The organism is Enterococcus sp. AZ126, assembly GCF_051714545.1.
Lineage (GTDB): Bacteria > Bacillota > Bacilli > Lactobacillales > Enterococcaceae > Enterococcus_L.
The window spans coordinates 1,137,847-1,155,093 of the sequence record NZ_JBIOSB010000001.1 but is presented as its reverse complement, the minus strand read 5'-3'; the positions used below and the strand labels follow the sequence as shown (position 1 = coordinate 1,155,093).

At 35.3% G+C, this 17,247-nt stretch carries 16 protein-coding genes and 1 pseudogene; 15 read left to right on the top strand and 2 right to left on the bottom strand.

What is annotated here, in order from left to right; genetic code table 11:
- From IGI43_RS05600 to IGI43_RS05585, 4 genes are all read left to right on the top strand, one after another.
- Window positions 1–1,410: a PTS fructose transporter subunit IIC gene (locus IGI43_RS05600; protein ID WP_438756837.1), complete on the top strand. Its 1,410-nt coding sequence runs from the start codon at window positions 1–3 to the stop codon at window positions 1,408–1,410.
- Between the two features lie 24 nt (window positions 1,411–1,434).
- On the top strand, window positions 1,435–1,890 hold the full coding sequence (locus IGI43_RS05595; RefSeq protein WP_438756836.1) for a fructose PTS transporter subunit IIA: 456 nt from the start codon (window positions 1,435–1,437) through the stop codon (window positions 1,888–1,890).
- 9 nt (window positions 1,891–1,899) lie between these two features.
- A complete protein-coding gene (gene lacD / locus IGI43_RS05590) occupies window positions 1,900–2,877 on the top strand; it encodes a tagatose-bisphosphate aldolase (protein WP_438756835.1) in 978 nt (325 codons plus the stop codon).
- Window positions 2,878–2,999: 122 nt separating this feature from the next.
- Window positions 3,000–3,869, top strand: coding sequence for an AraC family transcriptional regulator (locus tag IGI43_RS05585; protein ID WP_438756834.1), 870 nt, complete (start codon window positions 3,000–3,002; stop codon window positions 3,867–3,869).
- A 577-nt stretch (window positions 3,870–4,446) separates the two neighbouring features.
- Here the strand turns inward: IGI43_RS05585 and IGI43_RS05580 are convergent.
- Together IGI43_RS05580 and IGI43_RS05575 are read right to left on the bottom strand one after the other, a co-directional pair.
- On the bottom strand, window positions 4,447–5,766 hold the full coding sequence (locus IGI43_RS05580) for a sensor histidine kinase (RefSeq protein ID WP_438756833.1): 1,320 nt from the start codon (window positions 5,764–5,766) through the stop codon (window positions 4,447–4,449).
- The gene (locus tag IGI43_RS05575) at window positions 5,759–6,529 is read right to left on the bottom strand and encodes a LytR/AlgR family response regulator transcription factor (protein ID WP_438756832.1); all 771 of its coding nucleotides are present in this window, start codon (window positions 6,527–6,529) and stop codon (window positions 5,759–5,761) included. Before IGI43_RS05575 ends, IGI43_RS05580 begins: the two co-directional genes overlap by 8 nt.
- Window positions 6,530–7,098: 569 nt before the next feature.
- On the opposite strand from IGI43_RS05575, the gene IGI43_RS05570 reads away from it, so the two are divergent.
- From IGI43_RS05570 to IGI43_RS05520, 11 genes and pseudogenes are all read left to right on the top strand, one after another.
- The gene (locus tag IGI43_RS05570) at window positions 7,099–7,302 is read left to right on the top strand and encodes a hypothetical protein (RefSeq protein ID WP_438756831.1); all 204 of its coding nucleotides are present in this window, start codon (window positions 7,099–7,101) and stop codon (window positions 7,300–7,302) included.
- A gap of 428 nt (window positions 7,303–7,730) precedes the next feature.
- Window positions 7,731–8,426, top strand: coding sequence for a winged helix-turn-helix domain-containing protein (locus IGI43_RS05565; RefSeq protein ID WP_438756830.1), 696 nt, complete (start codon window positions 7,731–7,733; stop codon window positions 8,424–8,426).
- Between the two features lie 89 nt (window positions 8,427–8,515).
- Window positions 8,516–8,785: a 30S ribosomal protein S14 gene (rpsN, locus tag IGI43_RS05560; RefSeq protein WP_438756829.1), complete on the top strand. Its 270-nt coding sequence runs from the start codon at window positions 8,516–8,518 to the stop codon at window positions 8,783–8,785.
- A gap of 46 nt (window positions 8,786–8,831) precedes the next feature.
- Window positions 8,832–8,972 (top strand): putative metal homeostasis protein, encoded by a 141-nt coding sequence (locus IGI43_RS05555; protein WP_438756828.1) that lies wholly within the window; start codon window positions 8,832–8,834, stop codon window positions 8,970–8,972.
- Between the two features lie 256 nt (window positions 8,973–9,228).
- Window positions 9,229–10,305, top strand: a complete 1,077-nt coding sequence (locus tag IGI43_RS05550; RefSeq protein WP_438756827.1) for a Gfo/Idh/MocA family protein — start codon at window positions 9,229–9,231, stop codon at window positions 10,303–10,305.
- Between the two features lie 383 nt (window positions 10,306–10,688).
- Window positions 10,689–11,426, top strand: coding sequence for a ThuA domain-containing protein (locus IGI43_RS05545; protein WP_438756826.1), 738 nt, complete (start codon window positions 10,689–10,691; stop codon window positions 11,424–11,426).
- Window positions 11,423–12,391, top strand: coding sequence for a sugar phosphate isomerase/epimerase family protein (locus tag IGI43_RS05540; RefSeq protein ID WP_438756825.1), 969 nt, complete (start codon window positions 11,423–11,425; stop codon window positions 12,389–12,391). Before IGI43_RS05545 ends, IGI43_RS05540 begins: the two co-directional genes overlap by 4 nt.
- 219 nt (window positions 12,392–12,610) lie before the next feature.
- On the top strand, window positions 12,611–13,645 hold the full coding sequence (locus tag IGI43_RS05535; protein WP_438756824.1) for a Gfo/Idh/MocA family protein: 1,035 nt from the start codon (window positions 12,611–12,613) through the stop codon (window positions 13,643–13,645).
- A gap of 125 nt (window positions 13,646–13,770) precedes the next feature.
- On the top strand, window positions 13,771–15,609 hold the full coding sequence (locus IGI43_RS05530) for an LTA synthase family protein (protein ID WP_438756823.1): 1,839 nt from the start codon (window positions 13,771–13,773) through the stop codon (window positions 15,607–15,609).
- A gap of 26 nt (window positions 15,610–15,635) precedes the next feature.
- The gene (locus IGI43_RS05525) at window positions 15,636–16,391 is read left to right on the top strand and encodes a tRNA 2-thiocytidine biosynthesis TtcA family protein (RefSeq protein ID WP_438756822.1); all 756 of its coding nucleotides are present in this window, start codon (window positions 15,636–15,638) and stop codon (window positions 16,389–16,391) included.
- A 182-nt stretch (window positions 16,392–16,573) separates the two neighbouring features.
- Window positions 16,574–17,218 (top strand): annotated as a pseudogene (locus tag IGI43_RS05520) (CatB-related O-acetyltransferase).
- Window positions 17,219–17,247: the final 29 nt, after the last annotated feature.

Sequence of the window (17,247 nt, the reverse complement as noted above, 5' to 3'; positions counted from 1 at the left end):
ATGACAAAGTATCAACTGATTGCAGCAACAGGCTGTCCTACAGGAATTGCGCATACCTATATGGCACAAGAAGCGCTAGAACAAGCTGCAAAAGCAAAAGGTATTACGATCAAAGTTGAAACGCATGGACAAATCGGTGTCGAAAATGAATTGACGAAAGCCGAGATCGAAGCAGCCGATGCAGTCATTATTGCGGCGGATAAGGATGTCCATGCGGAACGTTTTGCAGGAAAGCGAGTCATCGAAGTACCAGTTAGTAAAGGGATCAAAGAAGCTAATCAGCTGATTGAGGATGCACTAGCTGGAAAGGGAAAAATTTTGGGCGGTGAGAAGTCGATCAATGTAGCTGATTTAGAGAAAAAGGAAAGTGAAGTTAAAGGAATCGGTCATAGTATTTATAAAAACTTGATGAACGGAGTTTCTCATATGCTTCCTTTTGTTGTCAGTGGTGGGGTATTGATCGCTATTTCATTTTTATGGGGCATTTATTCTGCAGATCCTGAAAGTACACAATTCAATCAATTTGCAGCAACCTTAAAAGATATCGGTGGCTTGGCAATGGGGATGATGGTGCCGATTCTATCCGCTTATATTGCACAAGGAATTGCCAAACGTCCAGGTTTAGTCGTTGGATTTGTGGGTGGGTTAGTCGCAAGTAATGGCGGGACTGGCTTTTTAGGTGGGATCGTTTCTGGTTTTTTAGCAGGTTATGTGGTGTTGGGATTGGTCAAAGTATTTAACGTTTTACCAAAATCTTTAGACGGGCTAAAGGCAATTTTCTTATATCCAGTTTTAGGTGTTGCAATCACTGGATTGATCATGTTTGGGATTGCCGGACCGATGTCTGCAATCAATGAAGGGATGATGGATTTTCTAGCTGGTTTTGAACACTCGAGTCCTTTAGTTTTAGGCATCATTGTTGGGTGTATGTGCGCCTTTGATATGGGTGGTCCAGTGAATAAGGCAGCTTATGTTACAGGAACAGCACTTTTAGCACAAGGAAATACCAGCTTTATGGCCGGTGTTTCCGCAGCGTGTATTGCACCACCTTTGATTACAGGGTTCGCGGTTTTATTTTTCCGTAAATATTTTGATACAAGTGAGCAAAATGCTGGGTTGGTCAATTTTATTTTAGGTTCGACGCACATTACAGAAGGAGCCATTCCCTTTGCCGCAAAAGATCCTTTGCGGGTATTGCCGACGATGATGCTAGGTTCATCAATTGCTGCGGTTTTAACCTATCTATTTAAAGTTCAAGTACCAGCGCCGCATGGTGGATTTCTAGTATTACCTGTTGTGACACATGGCGTTTTATGGGTATTGGCTATTTTAGTTGGTTCAATTATTGGTGGATTTTTACTGGGAATCATTCAAAAACGCCGAATAGAGAAGATAGAGGTAACAGTTTAAGTGATAGGAAGAGGTTGAAAATAAATGGCTTTATTAAACGCACAACACGTTTTTATCGAAATACCAGTTGAAACAAAAGAAGCGGTATTTCAATTTTTGGCACAGAATGCACAAGATTTACAGATTACGACCAATAATTCCGTTGTTTTAGAAAGTTTTAATGACCGTGAAACACAAGGTAGTACAGGGATGATGGATGGATTTGCTATTCCCCATGCAAAGAGTTCTGCCATCGATGAAGCAAGTATCCTCATTGTAAAAACGAAAAATTCAATTGAATGGGATAGTTTGGATGGTAAACCAATAGAAGTGATCATTGCTTTATTGATTCCTGAGCAAGAAGTTGGAACTACCCATCTAAAATTATTATCCAAAGTCGCACGCTTATTGATGAAAGACGAGTTTAAAGCACAGTTGAAATTATTAGAATCAGCAGTCGAAATCGCTGAATATGTGAATCAACAATTAACTGAGGAGTGAGCAATAACTATGAAAAAAATGACAGAATCTAAATTAACTGCTATGAACCAAATGTGCAATCAAGATGGAATTATTGCCGCACTTGCGATCGATCAACGAGGATCATTGAAAAAAATGATTGAAAAATCTTGTGGACAAGAGGTAGACGAAGAAACAATCATTACCTTTAAAGAAATTGTGTCTCGTGAACTAACACCATACGCTTCAGCGATCCTTTTAGATCCAGAATATGGATTGCCAGCAGCAAAAGTTAGAGATCAACACGCAGGATTATTAGTAGCCTACGAAAAAACCGGATATGATGCTAGTGAGCCGGGACGTTTGCCAGATCTATTGAGTGACTGGTCCGTTAAGCGTTTAAAAGAAGCAGGAGCGGATGCAGTAAAATTTTTGCTGTATTATGATGTAGACGAGAGTAAGGAAATCAATGAACAAAAACATGTTTTTATGGAACGAATCGGTTCAGAATGTGTTGCTGAAGGGTTACCATTTTTCCTGGAATTAGTGTCTTATGATGAAAAGATTACAGATGGAACAAGTAAAGAATACGCCAAAATCAAGCCGCATAAAGTGATTGAAATGATGAAAGAATTCAGTAAACCTCGATACAACGTTGATGTATTGAAAGTGGAAGTTCCTGTAAATATGACTTTTGTGGAAGGTTTTGGTGAAGAAGTTTGCTATTCAAAAGAAATGGCCAAACAATTATTTAAAGAACAAAGTGAAGCAACAGATCTGCCGTTCATTTTTTTAAGTGCTGGTGTAAGTAGTACATTATTTCAAGAAACATTATATTTTGCAAAAGAGGCAGGTTCGAGGTTTAATGGCGTTTTATGTGGTCGAGCAACTTGGAAAGAAGGTGTAGTCCCTTTTGCTAAAGAAGGAAAATCAGCGGCTCAACAATGGATGAGAACTGTTGGCAAAGAAAATATCGAATCTTTAAATCGTGTGTTAAAAGAAACAGCGACACCTTGGATGAACAGATAAAACAAATTTGTAAAAAAAGCAATCCGCTAAGATCAGGGATTGTTTTTTTTTGAATAAAATCAGTTGTAAATAACGAAAACTTTGATAAAGTAAAGGAGAAGAGAAACAATCGGAGGTAGAAAATGAGTGTATATTTAGAGCGACCAGAATTTGAGGGAAATATTCTTTTTCGAGCATTTATCAATGATGGCATGACGATCGTTTATCCTCATTGGCATAAAGAAATCGAAATTATTTACTCGATACGAGGAACCGTCAATATCGGTGTAGGCGATGAAATTGTGAATGTAGCAGAAGGAGAAATCTATTTTTTTGCCAGTGGAGAACCGCACTACTTTTTAGCGTCTCCTGATAGTGAACGGATTGTTTATCAGTTTGATTTAAACTTATTTGATGAGATAAATTTAAAATCAGCAAATGACTGTTCCTTGATCGAATTATTTGAGACAGGGGAAAAACACAGTTCTAAATGGTCAAAGTCTTTAGCGTTGGATATGAAAAAATTATTGCAGCAATTATTTGAGGAATCTGGAAACAATAATCAAGGGAAAAATTATGCCTTGTTTAGCTTATTGTTTCAGCTAGTTACAACATTTTACAGAAGGTTACCTCAAACACAAATAGAAGTAAGAAAAGGGGCCAAATCCTCTACCATAAAATATAAAGAAAACTTGGAGCATTTAGATAAAATCTTTACTTATGTGGAAAATCATTATGAAGAGTCAATTACATTGAAAGAGATTGCAAAATACAGCGGCTTTAGCTCGTATTACTTTACACGCTTTTTTAAAGCGAATACTGGGACCACCTTTATGAGCTTCTTAACGGAATACCGCATCAATCAAGCGAAATTTATTTTAGCTAATGAAAAAGTTCCCATGATCGAAGTAGCCGAAAAATCAGGATTTGCCAGCGTGAAGACGTTCCACCATGTGTTTAAAGAACAGGTGGGAATTTCACCTTTGAAGTATCAGAAGATGATTATAGATTAAAAGAAAACAGACAGTAGATGAAGTTATGTTAGTCTACTGTTTGTTCTTTAAGAATATAGTTCATTGCAGTGTAAGTATCATTGAGAAAATTCCTTCATCAAATCGTAGGGCGAAATCGCTTCCTTATGAATAAGCGGTCTTGTATACAATCAAGTTTAATGTGAGCAATAAAAACGTTAGATAAAGGAATGATTCCACAAAAAAATGCTGTACTGCCAATTGCTAAAGCAAAGAAAAAAGGATAAGAAAAAAAGTGCAATGGTTGATTGAAGCTTGTAATTTTTGAGAGTATGTAAAATGGAATCGCTAATTGAATACGTTTTGTCAACTTTTTTCACAACAAAGATCAATAAAAAAGGACTTATTTGTTGTCCAAGCAATGAAAAAGGGACTAGCATTTGCCGTTGTGTCGCATTAAGCCAATTTATTTCATCATTGCAAAAAGTCTAGAAAGACACAATTTATAACTCGTTACGGATGACTAATTTCTAATGAAACAGTTGATGAAGACATAAGAGGCTAGGACATAACTCTAAGAGTCATAACCTAGCCTTAAGGAGTCCGAATGCACCTACTGTTATTTAGATATAATCCGTTTTTTTGACGATTTTGGTGCTAAAAAGCTAACAATAAAAAAAGAATCCTTTTTAGTAATCTGATAACTCGCCTTTTTATAATTATCAAGTATTTTTGCTAGAATATGTAAACCTTTTCCTTGATGGTTTTTTTTGGTAGAAAAATTATTTTGTAAAAGGGCTTGAAGTGAGAAGTTTCCATTCATAGCGTAGGTATTTTTTACGACTATTTTTACAAAATTGACGTCACCAGTAATTACTATTTCAATCACTTGAAGGTCTGTTTCTTGAACAGCTTCATAGGCATTGTCTAATACAATTGAAAAGCAACGAATGAAGTCGACGATATTAATATCGATATCTGTCAGTTTTTCGATTACTTGAATCTTCAACTGAATATCCGTTCCTGAACAACGTTTCAAAAAGTTAGTCAAAAGACCTTGAATTGGTGGATTATGAATTGCTGCAATTGTTTTATACATATTTGGTGTAAGTAGTGAGTTTGAATAATCAATGATCGTATGGAGTAAATAAAGTGCTTGTTGGGTATCATTGAGTTCTAGATAGGAAGTCAGACTGATCAATAGATTCTTATAATCATGACGAAACTCATTAGAACGGCTGATTTCTTCACGTTCTTGTTCATATTTTTCATTAAGTATACCGACAAATTGTTGCACATTTTGACGTTTAACAACCAGCAAAATATTCCAACTTAAAAATACGGTGAAACCGATAATGATAAAGGTACTATAAAAAAATGGAGCAGAATACCCTTTTGAAACACTAAGTTGTTGCAGGCAAACCGATATGAATAAGAAAAATAAAAACAAAACAGATAATAACCGATATTTTTTAGGCAATAGCTGGATAGTCGCTGTTATTTTGAAGCGTTTATTCAAATAATTCGCGAAGAGTAACAAGGAGTAAAAAACGAATTGCTGTAAGAAAATAAAAAACTCTAGATAGGTTGAGTAGGTCTCAATAGAGATCCAATCATTGAGAAATAAAATATCCCAAAGATCCAATGTTACAACCCATGAAACTAAAACAATCGTATTTTCAAAACTCAAAAATAAAGTAGGAACAACCCAATTTTGAACTTTTTTGACTTGAAATAAAAATTGTAGAAGAAAAAAAAGAATAAATAAAAGAATAATAAAATGATCATCTGTAAAAATGTCGATAATCAATTGAACCGATAGAACAGCACTCAGTATCATTGTTTCCCGAAAAGACAGAATCTTTTTATAAGCAAATAGCCAAAGCAATTGTAAAAGATTTAATGCTAATAATGAAACGAAAAAGGGTCTATCAAGCATATTGATAGTCCTGCAATCCTTTTTTTACTTTATCGATGATTCTAGTGCCTACAAAAAGATCCTGATCATCTGTAAACGTGATCGTACCGTTTTTTCGATTGATAGTCGTGATGTTTTCAAGATTGATTATGTAAGACTGAAGCGATAAGAATAAGTAAGGTTGTTCCAAAGTCTTTTTGATTTTCCCGATTTTTCCTTCTATTACCGATTCTTCTGTAAGCGTTTTGATCAACACACGATTCTTTAATCTTTTCAACGATTCAATATACAAAACCTCTTTACAATTAACATAAATCGACTCGTAACCATTTACAAAAGTTATGATATCTAAATCACTTCTCCATGCTGATTTAGTCAGACTTTCAACCTTCATAAGAACAGTTTCGATCGTTGCTTTCGGCTCGGTTGCGTCGATTGGGTTCTTTACGAGATAGCCAAGTGGGAAAATGCCGCTATTAATGATCGAAACAGCTTTGTCTTCAAAGCTAGTCATAAAAATAATGTTGCATTTTGAATTTATTTGTCTAATCTGACTTGCTAAATCGATACCTGAATATCGCGTTTTTAAATCAATATCTAGAAAGAAAATATCATTATCAGAGATATTTAATGTAGGAATCTCTTCCATGAAAAGCAAATGATTATCCAAAGGAGATAATTTGTAGCGAAAAGTGTTTGAATGATAATGTTCTATATAATGAATAATTTGTTCCCTATAAAGAGTATCATCTTCAACTACATAAATCGTTGTTGTAGTGGTCATTATTTTCCTCCTAAAAATTAATGAATAAATTAAAAAATATTTTAAATATATTTTAGAATATAATGATAGAAAAATAAAGGTTTTCATAGATTAAAAATGAAAAAGTCTGCATATGTAACAAGAAAGCGCTTACTTGTTATTTTCGATTTAATAAAAATAACATTTAAAAGTAATGGAGCAAAACGTTTTTTGGTAGCGTTTACTTTTTGTTTTTTTATTAGATAATTGTACTATGAATGATTTCCTTGATAAACAAATAAGAATGGTTTATATAAAAACATGCTATTTTTTAGTCCATTCAGTTTTTATGTTTAGAAAAGAAGTTAACATGACAGCGAAGTTCAATAAAGCCAAAAAATACGTCAAATATTTTTTTGTCACATGGATACTATTATATTCAAAAACTCTATTAAAATATCAGGAGAAATTTCCTACGTACCACCGCGAACAAACGGTTCTCAAAACACAACAAAATTAGAAGCAAACTTTGATATTACTCAGGACTTAAACGATGGATATAAAAATATTTTCCAGACTCATTATCTTTGGTAATGTTGGATGATGAAAACATGTTTAAGTCACTTGGTAGGAACTATAACAACATTTTAGTTGAACGTGGAAAGAGTAATCCGAATTCAGAAACAATTGATTTAGGAAAAGAATGGACTGACAATCAAGGGTTATTTTATAAACAAACAAGTACTGCCAATTATAAAGATTCCTATACAGGAAAACTTGAGTGGCAAATGATGGATGCCCCAACTGGAAACTAATTGTAGTACCTAAGTCCAAAAATCAAATAGGAGCTGCGTTTGTTTATCACATTTAGTTTGATTAAAAAATGAGGTTAGAACAGAAGTATTTAACTCTGAGACATAAGAGGGAAATCACGAAAATTACTCTTCAAATTTTTGTGAATTTCAACTTACTTAAGAAGGAGTTACTTTTGCTCCTACCGTTTATTCGGATACCTTAAGGCTGGGGTATAGCTAATAGAGTCATATATCAGCCATTTTCAATTAGAAATTTATAATAAAAATGTAAATGTATCCCGAAAACGCATCTTTGTTGTTTTTTTTCTCTAAAATTAAGTGTAATATAAATATAATAAAATTATTAAATAAAAAAAATATATTGTTGGGTTGTTTTTCGTAATTATTAAGATTAAAAATATATTTTTTTAGAAAAGGAAGGATAAATCATGTATACGGTTGGATACTTGATAGAAAAAAAACAAGAAGTAAATGTTCATTTAAATTTTTTGACAGATAAAGGCTGGACTTTAACCGAAATTAAGATGAAAGAGCAAGAAGTTGCAGATCAAGAAAATTTGGACGCAATCATCATTTTTGAAGAGACAATGTCTGAAGCTTGTTTTTGGTTGATGAAACTAAAAAAACATGTGAACGTACCTATTTATTTATTATCTGTAATCGATGAGTCTCGTTCAAATATTGTCTATCTGCAATTGGGAGCGGAAGCTTGTTTTTCTATGAAGATGGAATCAGAAGAACTTTATTATACGCTAGCCAATTTATTTAGCCATCATTCAGATAAAAGTAGTCATCTATCCGCCAAGACATCGACCTCATCTAAGCAAAAAGCAATTGAGCTAATGCCTAGAAATTTAAGTGTGCTAATTGATGGGAAAAAAGAGGTTTCTTTAACCAAAAAAGAATATAATGCACTAGAGCTATTATTCAATAGTCCAGGACAAACCATTTCTTATCGTGAACTCAAAGAAGAACTGTGGAATTCTGAAATGAATGTTGAGGATAAAAACTATCGGATTGCCAATATTATGTTTAATTTGCGCAATAAAATCGAAACAAATACAGCGAATCCGAGGTTTATAAAAACAGTTCGCTCGAGAGGGTATATGTTGGATATAAAATAAAAAGAAGACTTGCATTTTATGGAATTAAATGGTATTCTTATCACTCTTAAATAGTAATGATTACGATTTGTAAAGAGGTGAAAGAAAACATGGCTAAAAAATCAAAAATCATCAAAGCCAAAAAGCAACAAGCATTGATCGAAAAATATGCTGCACGTCGCATCGAACTAAAAGCGCATAACGACTACGAAGCTTTAGCAAAATTACCAAAAGATTCAAATCCAAATCGTTTGAAAAATCGTGATTTAATCGATGGACGACCAAGAGCCTATATGCGTAAATTCGGCATGTCACGAATCAATTTTAGAACATTAGCACATCAAGGACAAATTCCCGGCGTTCATAAAGCAAGTTGGTAAACATTAAGAACAAGCAACTGACAAGCAAAAGAAAAGGGGGGATTTGATGGAGAAACAAGATCTTTCAAGTGCACGCAGACGATTGAAGTGTACGAATCGAAAAACAAGAAAACGAGCATTGAAAATTATTCAGCAATACAAACGGGAGCAAAGACATCGGGTGATGGCTTCTAGTAATGTTGGGTAAGTGTCTCATTGATCGAATTAGAGAATAAAGTTCTTCCTTTTAATATAGAAGGGAAGAGCTTTTTTTGTTGGTTTAGACTGTATCGCTTTTGTTTTTCGAAAAACACAAAGTACTTCTCAGCAAAGCAATATCTGGGAATTTTTCAACCAAAATCTAGGAAGAAAGCTCTTTCAAAGTTTTGTATAGTAATAGTGTAGAAGTGGAAGCGTTCTATTTTCCACAAAAATAATATGAGTAGATTACTGGAGGTATTTTGATGACGTTGAAAGTAGGGATCATTGGTTGTGGCGGGATTGCAAACGGGAAACATTTACCAGCACTTGCACAAGTTAAAGAAGTGGAGCTAGTGGCATTTTGTGACCTAATTATTGAAAGAGCCGAAGAGGCAAAAATGCATTATGGAACATTGACTGCAAAAACATTTACAAACTATCAAGAAATGCTTGGAGAAATGGACTTGGATGTTGTTCACGTTTGCACACCAAACAGTACCCATGCAGAATTGTCAATCGCAGCAATGGAGGCAGATTGTCATGTGATGTGTGAAAAACCAATGGCAAAAACAGCTGCACAAGCACGTAGTATGATTGAAGCCGCAAAAAAAACAGGTAAAAAATTAACGATTGGGTATCAAAACCGTTTCCGAAAAGATTCAACTTATCTGCATGAAATCTGTGACGAAGGTGAACTGGGCGAAATATATTTTGCCAAAGCGCATGCGATTCGCCGACGTGCTGTTCCTACTTGGGGTGTTTTTCTTGATGAAAAAGCGCAAGGTGGTGGACCGTTGATCGATATTGGGACACATGCATTGGATCTGACGTTGTGGATGATGGACAATTACAAACCGAAATATGTGGTAGGAAAAGCTTATCATAAACTGGCTGAAACTAAGAATGCTGCAAATGCTTGGGGTTCTTGGGATCCTGAAAAATTTACCGTTGAAGATTCAGCATTTGGCTTTATCATGATGGAAAATGGAGCAACGATCTTTTTAGAATCTAGTTGGGCGTTGAATAGCTTAGATGTAAAAGAAGCAAAAACAACTCTTCACGGTTCAAAAGGTGGCGCAGATATGAACGATGGATTAACCATCAATGGGGAAGATCATAGCATGCTTTTCGAGAAAAAAATCGAATTAGAACCTGGCGGTGTTGATTTTTATGATGGAGCTGGTGACAAACCTGAGGTGTTAGAAGCACAATCTTGGATCGATGCGATCATCAATGACACAGAACCCGTTGTGAAACCAGAACAAGCCTTGGTTGTGACCGAAATACTGGAAGCTATCTACAAAGCATCAGAAACAAATCAGCCTGTGTTTTTTGAGTAAACTTACTTAGCTTCACAGGCTAGTCTCTCGGAAAAAAGATAAATCATGAAAAAGGGAAAAAGCCCCTCAGTCATAATTTTCTATTTTTCAGTCGAGACTAAACGAGCCCGCTACGCTTTTGTTTTTATCTAGCTTCACGGGCTAGCTCTTCGGAAAAAAGATAAATTATGAAAGAGGGAAAAAGCCCCTCAGTCATAATTTCCTATTTTTCAGTCGAGACTAAACGAGCCCGCTACGCTTTTGTTTTTATCTAGCTTCACGGGCTAGCTCTTCGGAAAAAAGATAAATTATGAAAGAGGGAAAAAGCCCCTCAATCATAATTTCCTATTTTTCTGTCAGAGCTAAACGAGCCCGCTACGCTTTTAAATTGAGGAGGAAAAATAATGATCCAAGTCACAGTATGGAATGAATTCCGTCATGAAAAAACAGATGAAGCTGTAAAAAAAGTTTACCCTGAAGGAATCCATCAACAGATAGCTGGTTTTTTAAAAGAGGATGACTTTTCTGTGCGAACAGCTACCTTAGACGAACCAGAACATGGTTTAACAGAGGAAGTTCTGGCAAATACCGATGTTTTGATTTGGTGGGGACATATTGCGCATCAGGAAGTTTCGGATGAAATTGTGCAACGCGTTTATCAATGTGTTCTTGGAGGTATGGGGTTAGTCGTACTTCATTCAGGTCATATGTCGAAAATTTTTATGAAACTAATGGGAACATCTTGCGATTTAAAATGGCGAGAGGCGGAAGAACATTGCCGTATATGGACTGTTGCGCCTAGCCATCCAATCGTCGAAGGAATCGGTGAGTATATTGAGTTGGAAAAAGAAGAAATGTACGGTGAACATTTTGATATCCCGACGCCGGATGAATTGATTTTTATCAGCTGGTATCCTGGAGGCGAAGTGTTTCGTAGCGGCTGCACATATCATCGCGGCAATGGTAAAATTTTTTACTTCCAACCCGGACATGAAACGTATCCTTCTTATTATAATAAAGAGGTCCAAAAAGTTATCAAAAACGGTGTTCGCTGGTGTCAGCCAACACAAAATACGTATCCAAATTACGGGCATCATGAACCTCTAGAAACGATTACGAACGAGAAAGGAAATGAACAATGAAATTAGGCGTATTTACTCCATTATTCAATAACTTAAGCTTTGAAGAAATGATCGATACCGTTTCAAAAGCAGGATTGGAAGCAGTTGAAATCGGAACAGGAGGCTCACCAGGGAATGCCCATTTAGATATTGATAAATTATTAGCTAGTTCAGAAGAAAGAAAAGATTATTTAGCTAAACTCAATGACAAAGGGCTAACGATCAGCGCTTTAAGCTGTCACAATAATCCGATTTCACCAGTAAAAGAAACGGCGCAAGAAGCAGATGAATTATTACAAAAAACAATCAAACTTGCTTCATTAATGAACGTATCAGTAGTCAATGGTTTTTCTGGCATATCAGGAGGAAATCCTACAGATACACAAGTCAATTGGCCCGTTCTGCCTTGGCCGACAGAATATGATGATAACTACAATTACCAATGGGAAAAGAAATTGATTCCTTATTGGAAAAATATCAATACGATCGCAGAAGATGCTGGCGTGAAAATCGGAATCGAACTGCATGGTGGTTTCTTATGCCACACGCCTTATACGATGCTGAAACTCCGTGAAGCAACAGGTAATGCTATTGGCTGTAATTTAGATCCAAGCCATTTATGGTGGCAAGGGATTGATCCTGTTGCGGCAGTGAAAATTTTAGGTGAAGCGGGTGCAATCCATCATTTCCATGCCAAAGATACCTATCTAGATCAAGACAATATCAATATGCATGGGCTAACGGATATGCAGCCATACGGAAATGTGAAGACTCGTGCGTGGACTTTCCGTTCGGTAGGATGTGGTCACGATTTAAAAGTTTGGTCAGATATTATTAGTGCACTTAGAATTTATGGATATGATTACGTATTAAGTATCGAGCATGAAGATCCGATCATGTCGACAGAAGAAGGCTTGAATAGAGCAATTACTAATTTAAAAAGTATTATGATCAAGGAACAACCTGCGGACATGTGGTGGGCTTAATTGTAAGGAAACAATGCTGGTTATAATCGCCTTGCACTGTTCAATATCAACTCATTTTGTTCCACTTGGTTCACGGCAAAGCTGAAGAAACTCGTTTATCTGTTTGTCGAAACAGCTAGTTCGTGAGGTTAAATATCAAAAAGAAGAACGCGACCGTTTCTGATCCGTTCTTTCACTAGCTCAAATCAATCATCTTTTACTATAGAAAGGACACAAAAAATGCCTGCAATCAATTTTGCCGTAATCGGTTACGGCGGTATGGGTTCATACCATATCCATAACATTATGCCAAATGAAAACGAGCGAATCCACGTTGTCGGAACCTATGATATTTCTGGCGAACGTCAAAAAATTTCTAAACAACACAATCATAAAGTGTACTCTTCATTGGAAGAAGTCCTAACAGATAAAGCCATCGAAGCAGTTTTGATTGCTACACCGAATGATTCTCATAAAGACCTAGCGATCCAAGCACTAAAAGCAGGAAAACATGTTGTGTGTGAGAAACCTGTTACTATGAACGTAGCGGAACTTGATGACGTACTAAAAGTCGCAAAAGAAACAGGAAAAACGTTTATGGTTCATCAAAACCGACGTTGGGACCCAGATTTTTTAATTACTCGAGATCTGTATAAAAATGAACAAATCGGAGAATTATTCCAAATTGAAACTCGGGTTCAAGGAGCGAATGGAATCCCTGGTGATTGGCGCCATGAATTAAAACATGGAGGAGGAATGGTTTTAGATTGGGGCGTTCATTTATTAGATCAACTATTATTTTTAGTTGATAGCCCAATCAAAAAAGTATCAGCTGATTTAAGTTATATTCTCGGTGATGAAGTTGATGACGGTTTTATCACGTACATTATTTTCGAAAATGGACTCCGAGCAATTATCGAAGTTGGTACTACAAACTATACAAAACTACCTCGTTGGTATTTAAAAGGAACCAAAGGAACAGCTGTTATCAACGATTGGGATCTTTCTGGTGAAATGGTTGTAGATTCTGGTCAAGAAAATATCCAAGCACCCAAACCGATCCAAGCAGGTGTGGGATTGACCAAAACGATGGCACCACCTTCAGAAGAAGCAACAGATATCTTACCATTACCGAATGCTACCGCGGAATATGACACTTTCTATAAGAATTTTTATAAAGTAGTACGAGAACAGGCAGAACCTGTAGTCAAAAATGATGAAGTTCGTCGTGTAATGGTTCTGATCGAAGAAATATTTAAAGCAGCAAAAAGCTAAATTTAAAGACAAGTGATTGAATCCCAATTTAAAGTAAAGCTTCTCAGTGTAGGAGCTTTACTTTTTTTTCGTCTAAGCATAAAATATTAAGAGATATATTCAGCAAAGTGAAAAGGGAGAATAGTGTGAAAAAAAAATTACAGATATTCAACAAAAGACCAGTCAAGTATTCAATGATCGTGATTGGATTAGTACTGTTAGTTTTGATCAGCAATCTATATTTACAATGGTGTCAAAATGACCTTTCAATGGATTTAGTCTTCAAATTTGCCTTTTCATGGCATACAGAAAAGTTTATTTTAGGTAGCTTGGTCTTACTGATATTTTTACTATTTCTTTGTAGTTTGGCAGGCTCGATTGTTTTGGGAAGTATCCTTTATGCAATCACGATCGGTATTTTAGGATTTGCCGATTATCAGAAAATGTTTTACCGAACAGAACCAATCTATCCTGATGATATAAAAATGATTACTGAATTTGGATTATTAAGAGAAATGATCGGGACAATTCCGTTCCTGTTCATCCTGCTAATTGCGGCGATAGGCTTGTTCTTTTTTGGAAGAGCAATCTACAAAAGTCGATTATTACCGAAGAAAATGCAAATTATCCGTATTTCAAGTTTAGTGATAACGTTAGCTTTATTATTTTATATCAGTAATTTTAACAGTCAAAACAATTTAGTAAGAAAAGCTTATGATCGAACGGCACTTTGGATTCCGTACAGTCAAAAAATGAACTATTACAATACAGGATTTATGGGCGGCTTTTTATATAATTTAAAAGTAGAAGCAATGGATAAACCAGAAAACTACTCTGAAAAAACGATCAAAGAAATCACCGAAAAATATACGGAGAAAACACGAGAAACAAATAGTGATTCTCAAGAAGAGCAACCAAATATTATTTTCGTGATGAGTGAAAGTTTTTCTGATCCGCAAAATTTAACAGGTGTAACGGCTAATAAGGACCCATTAAAAGATTATTATGACATAGCTAAAACGACGTACAGCGGCAAAATGTTATCCCAAAACTATGGTGGTGGAACAGCTAATATCGAATTTGAGGCCTTAACTAGTTTTTCAATGGAGTTGTTCAACCCTCAAATGACGACACCGTATACGATGTTGATTCCAAAAATGACAGAAATGCCGTCGATCGTGTCTCTTTTAAACGATCAAAACTATCAAACAACGGCTATCCATCCCTATAATACATCAATGTATAAGCGCAAAGATGTTTATAAAACATTAGGTTTTAATCAATTTATCAGTGAAGACACAATGAATTATAAAGAAAAAATAGAAAAAAATCCGTATATTTCTGACGAATCAGCCTATAAAGAAGTGCTGGATTTACTAAAAAATGAAAATGATCCACAATTTGTTCATTTGGTGACGATGCAGACACATATGCCTTATAGCGATAAATATGCAGCATCAGATTACTCATCACAAAGTTTGGGCAATAAAAAGGCTATCGATAGTTATATGCAAGATGTTGCCTATAGTAGCGAAGCGTTAAAACAATTTACAACTGAGTTGAACAATGTAAAACGACGTACATTAGTGGTTTTTTGGGGCGATCATTTACCAAGTATTTATTCAGATGAGATCAAAGCAGATAACGATGAAGTTCAGATGCATGAAACAGAATTTCTAATGTATGACAATCAAGAAAAATTGAAAGAAAGAAAAACCCACGATGCTATTAGTAGTCCATTCTACTTTGCACCAACGTTATTTGATCAAAGTGATATGCAAATGACAGGATTTTACCAATTGTTGAGCGAATTAGAAGAAGAACTGCCGGCATTTGAAAAAGGCTTCTATTATAAAGACAAAAAATGGAGTAAGACATTATCACTGAATAAAGCTCAAGAAGAGTTATATGAAGAGTATCGTTTGATTCAATATGATATTGTCTCTGGTGAAAACTATAGCTTAAAAACTGACTTTTTTAAATGATCTTGGTGATCAAGAAGGAGTAAACAATGAGTTTTAAAAAGAAGGACAATCAGACCTATTATAATCCAATCCGGCGAGCAGTATTAAATCATCAAATGATTCAACCAGGCGATAGAGTAGCAATTGGTATGAGTGGTGGGAAAGATAGTACGAGTTTGTTGTATTTATTAGATAGGATCAGTAAACAAAAGCGGCTGGGGTTCGAATTTGAGATCGTCCCTATTACGTTAGCCATGGGATTTGATATGGATATTACGCCGCTAAATGAATTTGTGGAAAGTTTGGGCTATGCGTTAGAGGTTGTTCCAACAACGATTGCTCAAGTTGTTTTTGATATTCGAAAAGAGCGTTCACCATGCTCATTATGTGCGAAATTACGCCGAGGGATTTTATACAAACGAGCAAAAGAAATGGGATGTAATAAAGTTGCATTAGGTCATCATTTAGATGATGCGATCGAAACTTATTTTATGAATTTTCTATTCCACGGTCAAATGGCTAGCTTTGACCCAATCAGTTATTTATCCAAAACAGAGATCACATTGATTCGTCCATTACTTTATGTTGAAGAAAAACAGATTATTCAGTTTGTAAAAAGGGAAGAATTGCCCATCATTTTTAATCCTTGTCCAGTTGATAAAAAAACAAAACGAGAAGAAATCAAGCACCTTGTGAGTGGTTTAGCTCAAAATTATCCTGATATTAGAGAGAAATTTATTATGAGCATGGAACAAGGAGAAAAAGAAAATTTTTGGACAGCGTCAAGAATGGTGTCTAAGTAAAAAATAAGTGTATTGTTTGTTCGAAAATAAAGTCCTCTTACAACCTATTTTTTGAGACGAAGCGTTATTTAAATTGAACCAAAAGATTCAAACCAGAATTAAAGATGTCTATGTTAGAATAGGTCATGATTGTTTTCTAGTAAAATAATAGACTAGACTGGCACAACTCAAGAAAGAGATTTATGAGAACGGGACCAAATCCAAATAACCTTTATCCAAATGAAAATGTAAAACAATGAACCTTTTTAAAAGCAAGTATAAAAAAACAAAATATCGTTATTGGCGAGTATACGTATTATGATCGAGCTAATGCTGACGATGATTTCGAGAAACATGTAACACATTTTTACGATTTTATAGGAGATAGACTGACGATTGGAAAATTTTGTTCAATAGCTTCTGGAGTTGAATTTATAATGAACGGAGCAAATCATAATATGCTAGGTATTTCTACTTATCCATTTGATCTATTTGGAAATGGTTGGGAAAAAAATAAGCAAGATATAGACCAATTTCCAAATAAAGGGAATACTAAAATCGGAAATGATGTTTGGATCGGCCAAAATGTAACATTTCTTCCAGGGGTCAATGTAGGAAACGGTGTGATCATTGGAGCTAATACGGTCGTAACGAAAGATATCCCTGCATATGCTGTCGTTGGAGGGAATCCTGGTACCTTTATCCGCAAAAGATTTACAGCTGATATTATCGATGAATTAGAAAAACTTGCGTGGTGGGACAGAGAGATTGAATGGATCACTAAAAATATTCCTTTATTAATTAGACACGATTCTACCATAGAAGCCATAAGAAAGCTAAGTATGTAAATTTAATAGTACAGAACATGACTGATAAG

What these genes read in the sequence shown, in the direction of transcription:
- IGI43_RS05550 (WP_438756827.1), top strand. Translation starts at nt 9,229, where the DNA reads ATGACGTTGAAAGTAGGGATCATTGGTTGTGGCGGGATTGCAAACGGG.
- IGI43_RS05555 (WP_438756828.1), top strand. Translation starts at nt 8,832, where the DNA reads ATGGAGAAACAAGATCTTTCAAGTGCACGCAGACGATTGAAGTGTACG.
- rpsN (WP_438756829.1), top strand. Translation starts at nt 8,516, where the DNA reads ATGGCTAAAAAATCAAAAATCATCAAAGCCAAAAAGCAACAAGCATTG.
- IGI43_RS05600 (WP_438756837.1), top strand. Translation starts at nt 1, where the DNA reads ATGACAAAGTATCAACTGATTGCAGCAACAGGCTGTCCTACAGGAATT.
- IGI43_RS05570 (WP_438756831.1), top strand. Translation starts at nt 7,099, where the DNA reads ATGTTTAAGTCACTTGGTAGGAACTATAACAACATTTTAGTTGAACGT.
- IGI43_RS05535 (WP_438756824.1), top strand. Translation starts at nt 12,611, where the DNA reads ATGCCTGCAATCAATTTTGCCGTAATCGGTTACGGCGGTATGGGTTCA.
- IGI43_RS05565 (WP_438756830.1), top strand. Translation starts at nt 7,731, where the DNA reads ATGTATACGGTTGGATACTTGATAGAAAAAAAACAAGAAGTAAATGTT.
- IGI43_RS05540 (WP_438756825.1), top strand. Translation starts at nt 11,423, where the DNA reads ATGAAATTAGGCGTATTTACTCCATTATTCAATAACTTAAGCTTTGAA.
- IGI43_RS05545 (WP_438756826.1), top strand. Translation starts at nt 10,689, where the DNA reads ATGATCCAAGTCACAGTATGGAATGAATTCCGTCATGAAAAAACAGAT.
- IGI43_RS05595 (WP_438756836.1), top strand. Translation starts at nt 1,435, where the DNA reads ATGGCTTTATTAAACGCACAACACGTTTTTATCGAAATACCAGTTGAA.
- lacD (WP_438756835.1), top strand. Translation starts at nt 1,900, where the DNA reads ATGAAAAAAATGACAGAATCTAAATTAACTGCTATGAACCAAATGTGC.
- IGI43_RS05580 (WP_438756833.1), bottom strand. Translation starts at nt 5,766, where the DNA reads ATGCTTGATAGACCCTTTTTCGTTTCATTATTAGCATTAAATCTTTTA.
- IGI43_RS05525 (WP_438756822.1), top strand. Translation starts at nt 15,636, where the DNA reads ATGAGTTTTAAAAAGAAGGACAATCAGACCTATTATAATCCAATCCGG.
- IGI43_RS05585 (WP_438756834.1), top strand. Translation starts at nt 3,000, where the DNA reads ATGAGTGTATATTTAGAGCGACCAGAATTTGAGGGAAATATTCTTTTT.
- IGI43_RS05575 (WP_438756832.1), bottom strand. Translation starts at nt 6,529, where the DNA reads ATGACCACTACAACAACGATTTATGTAGTTGAAGATGATACTCTTTAT.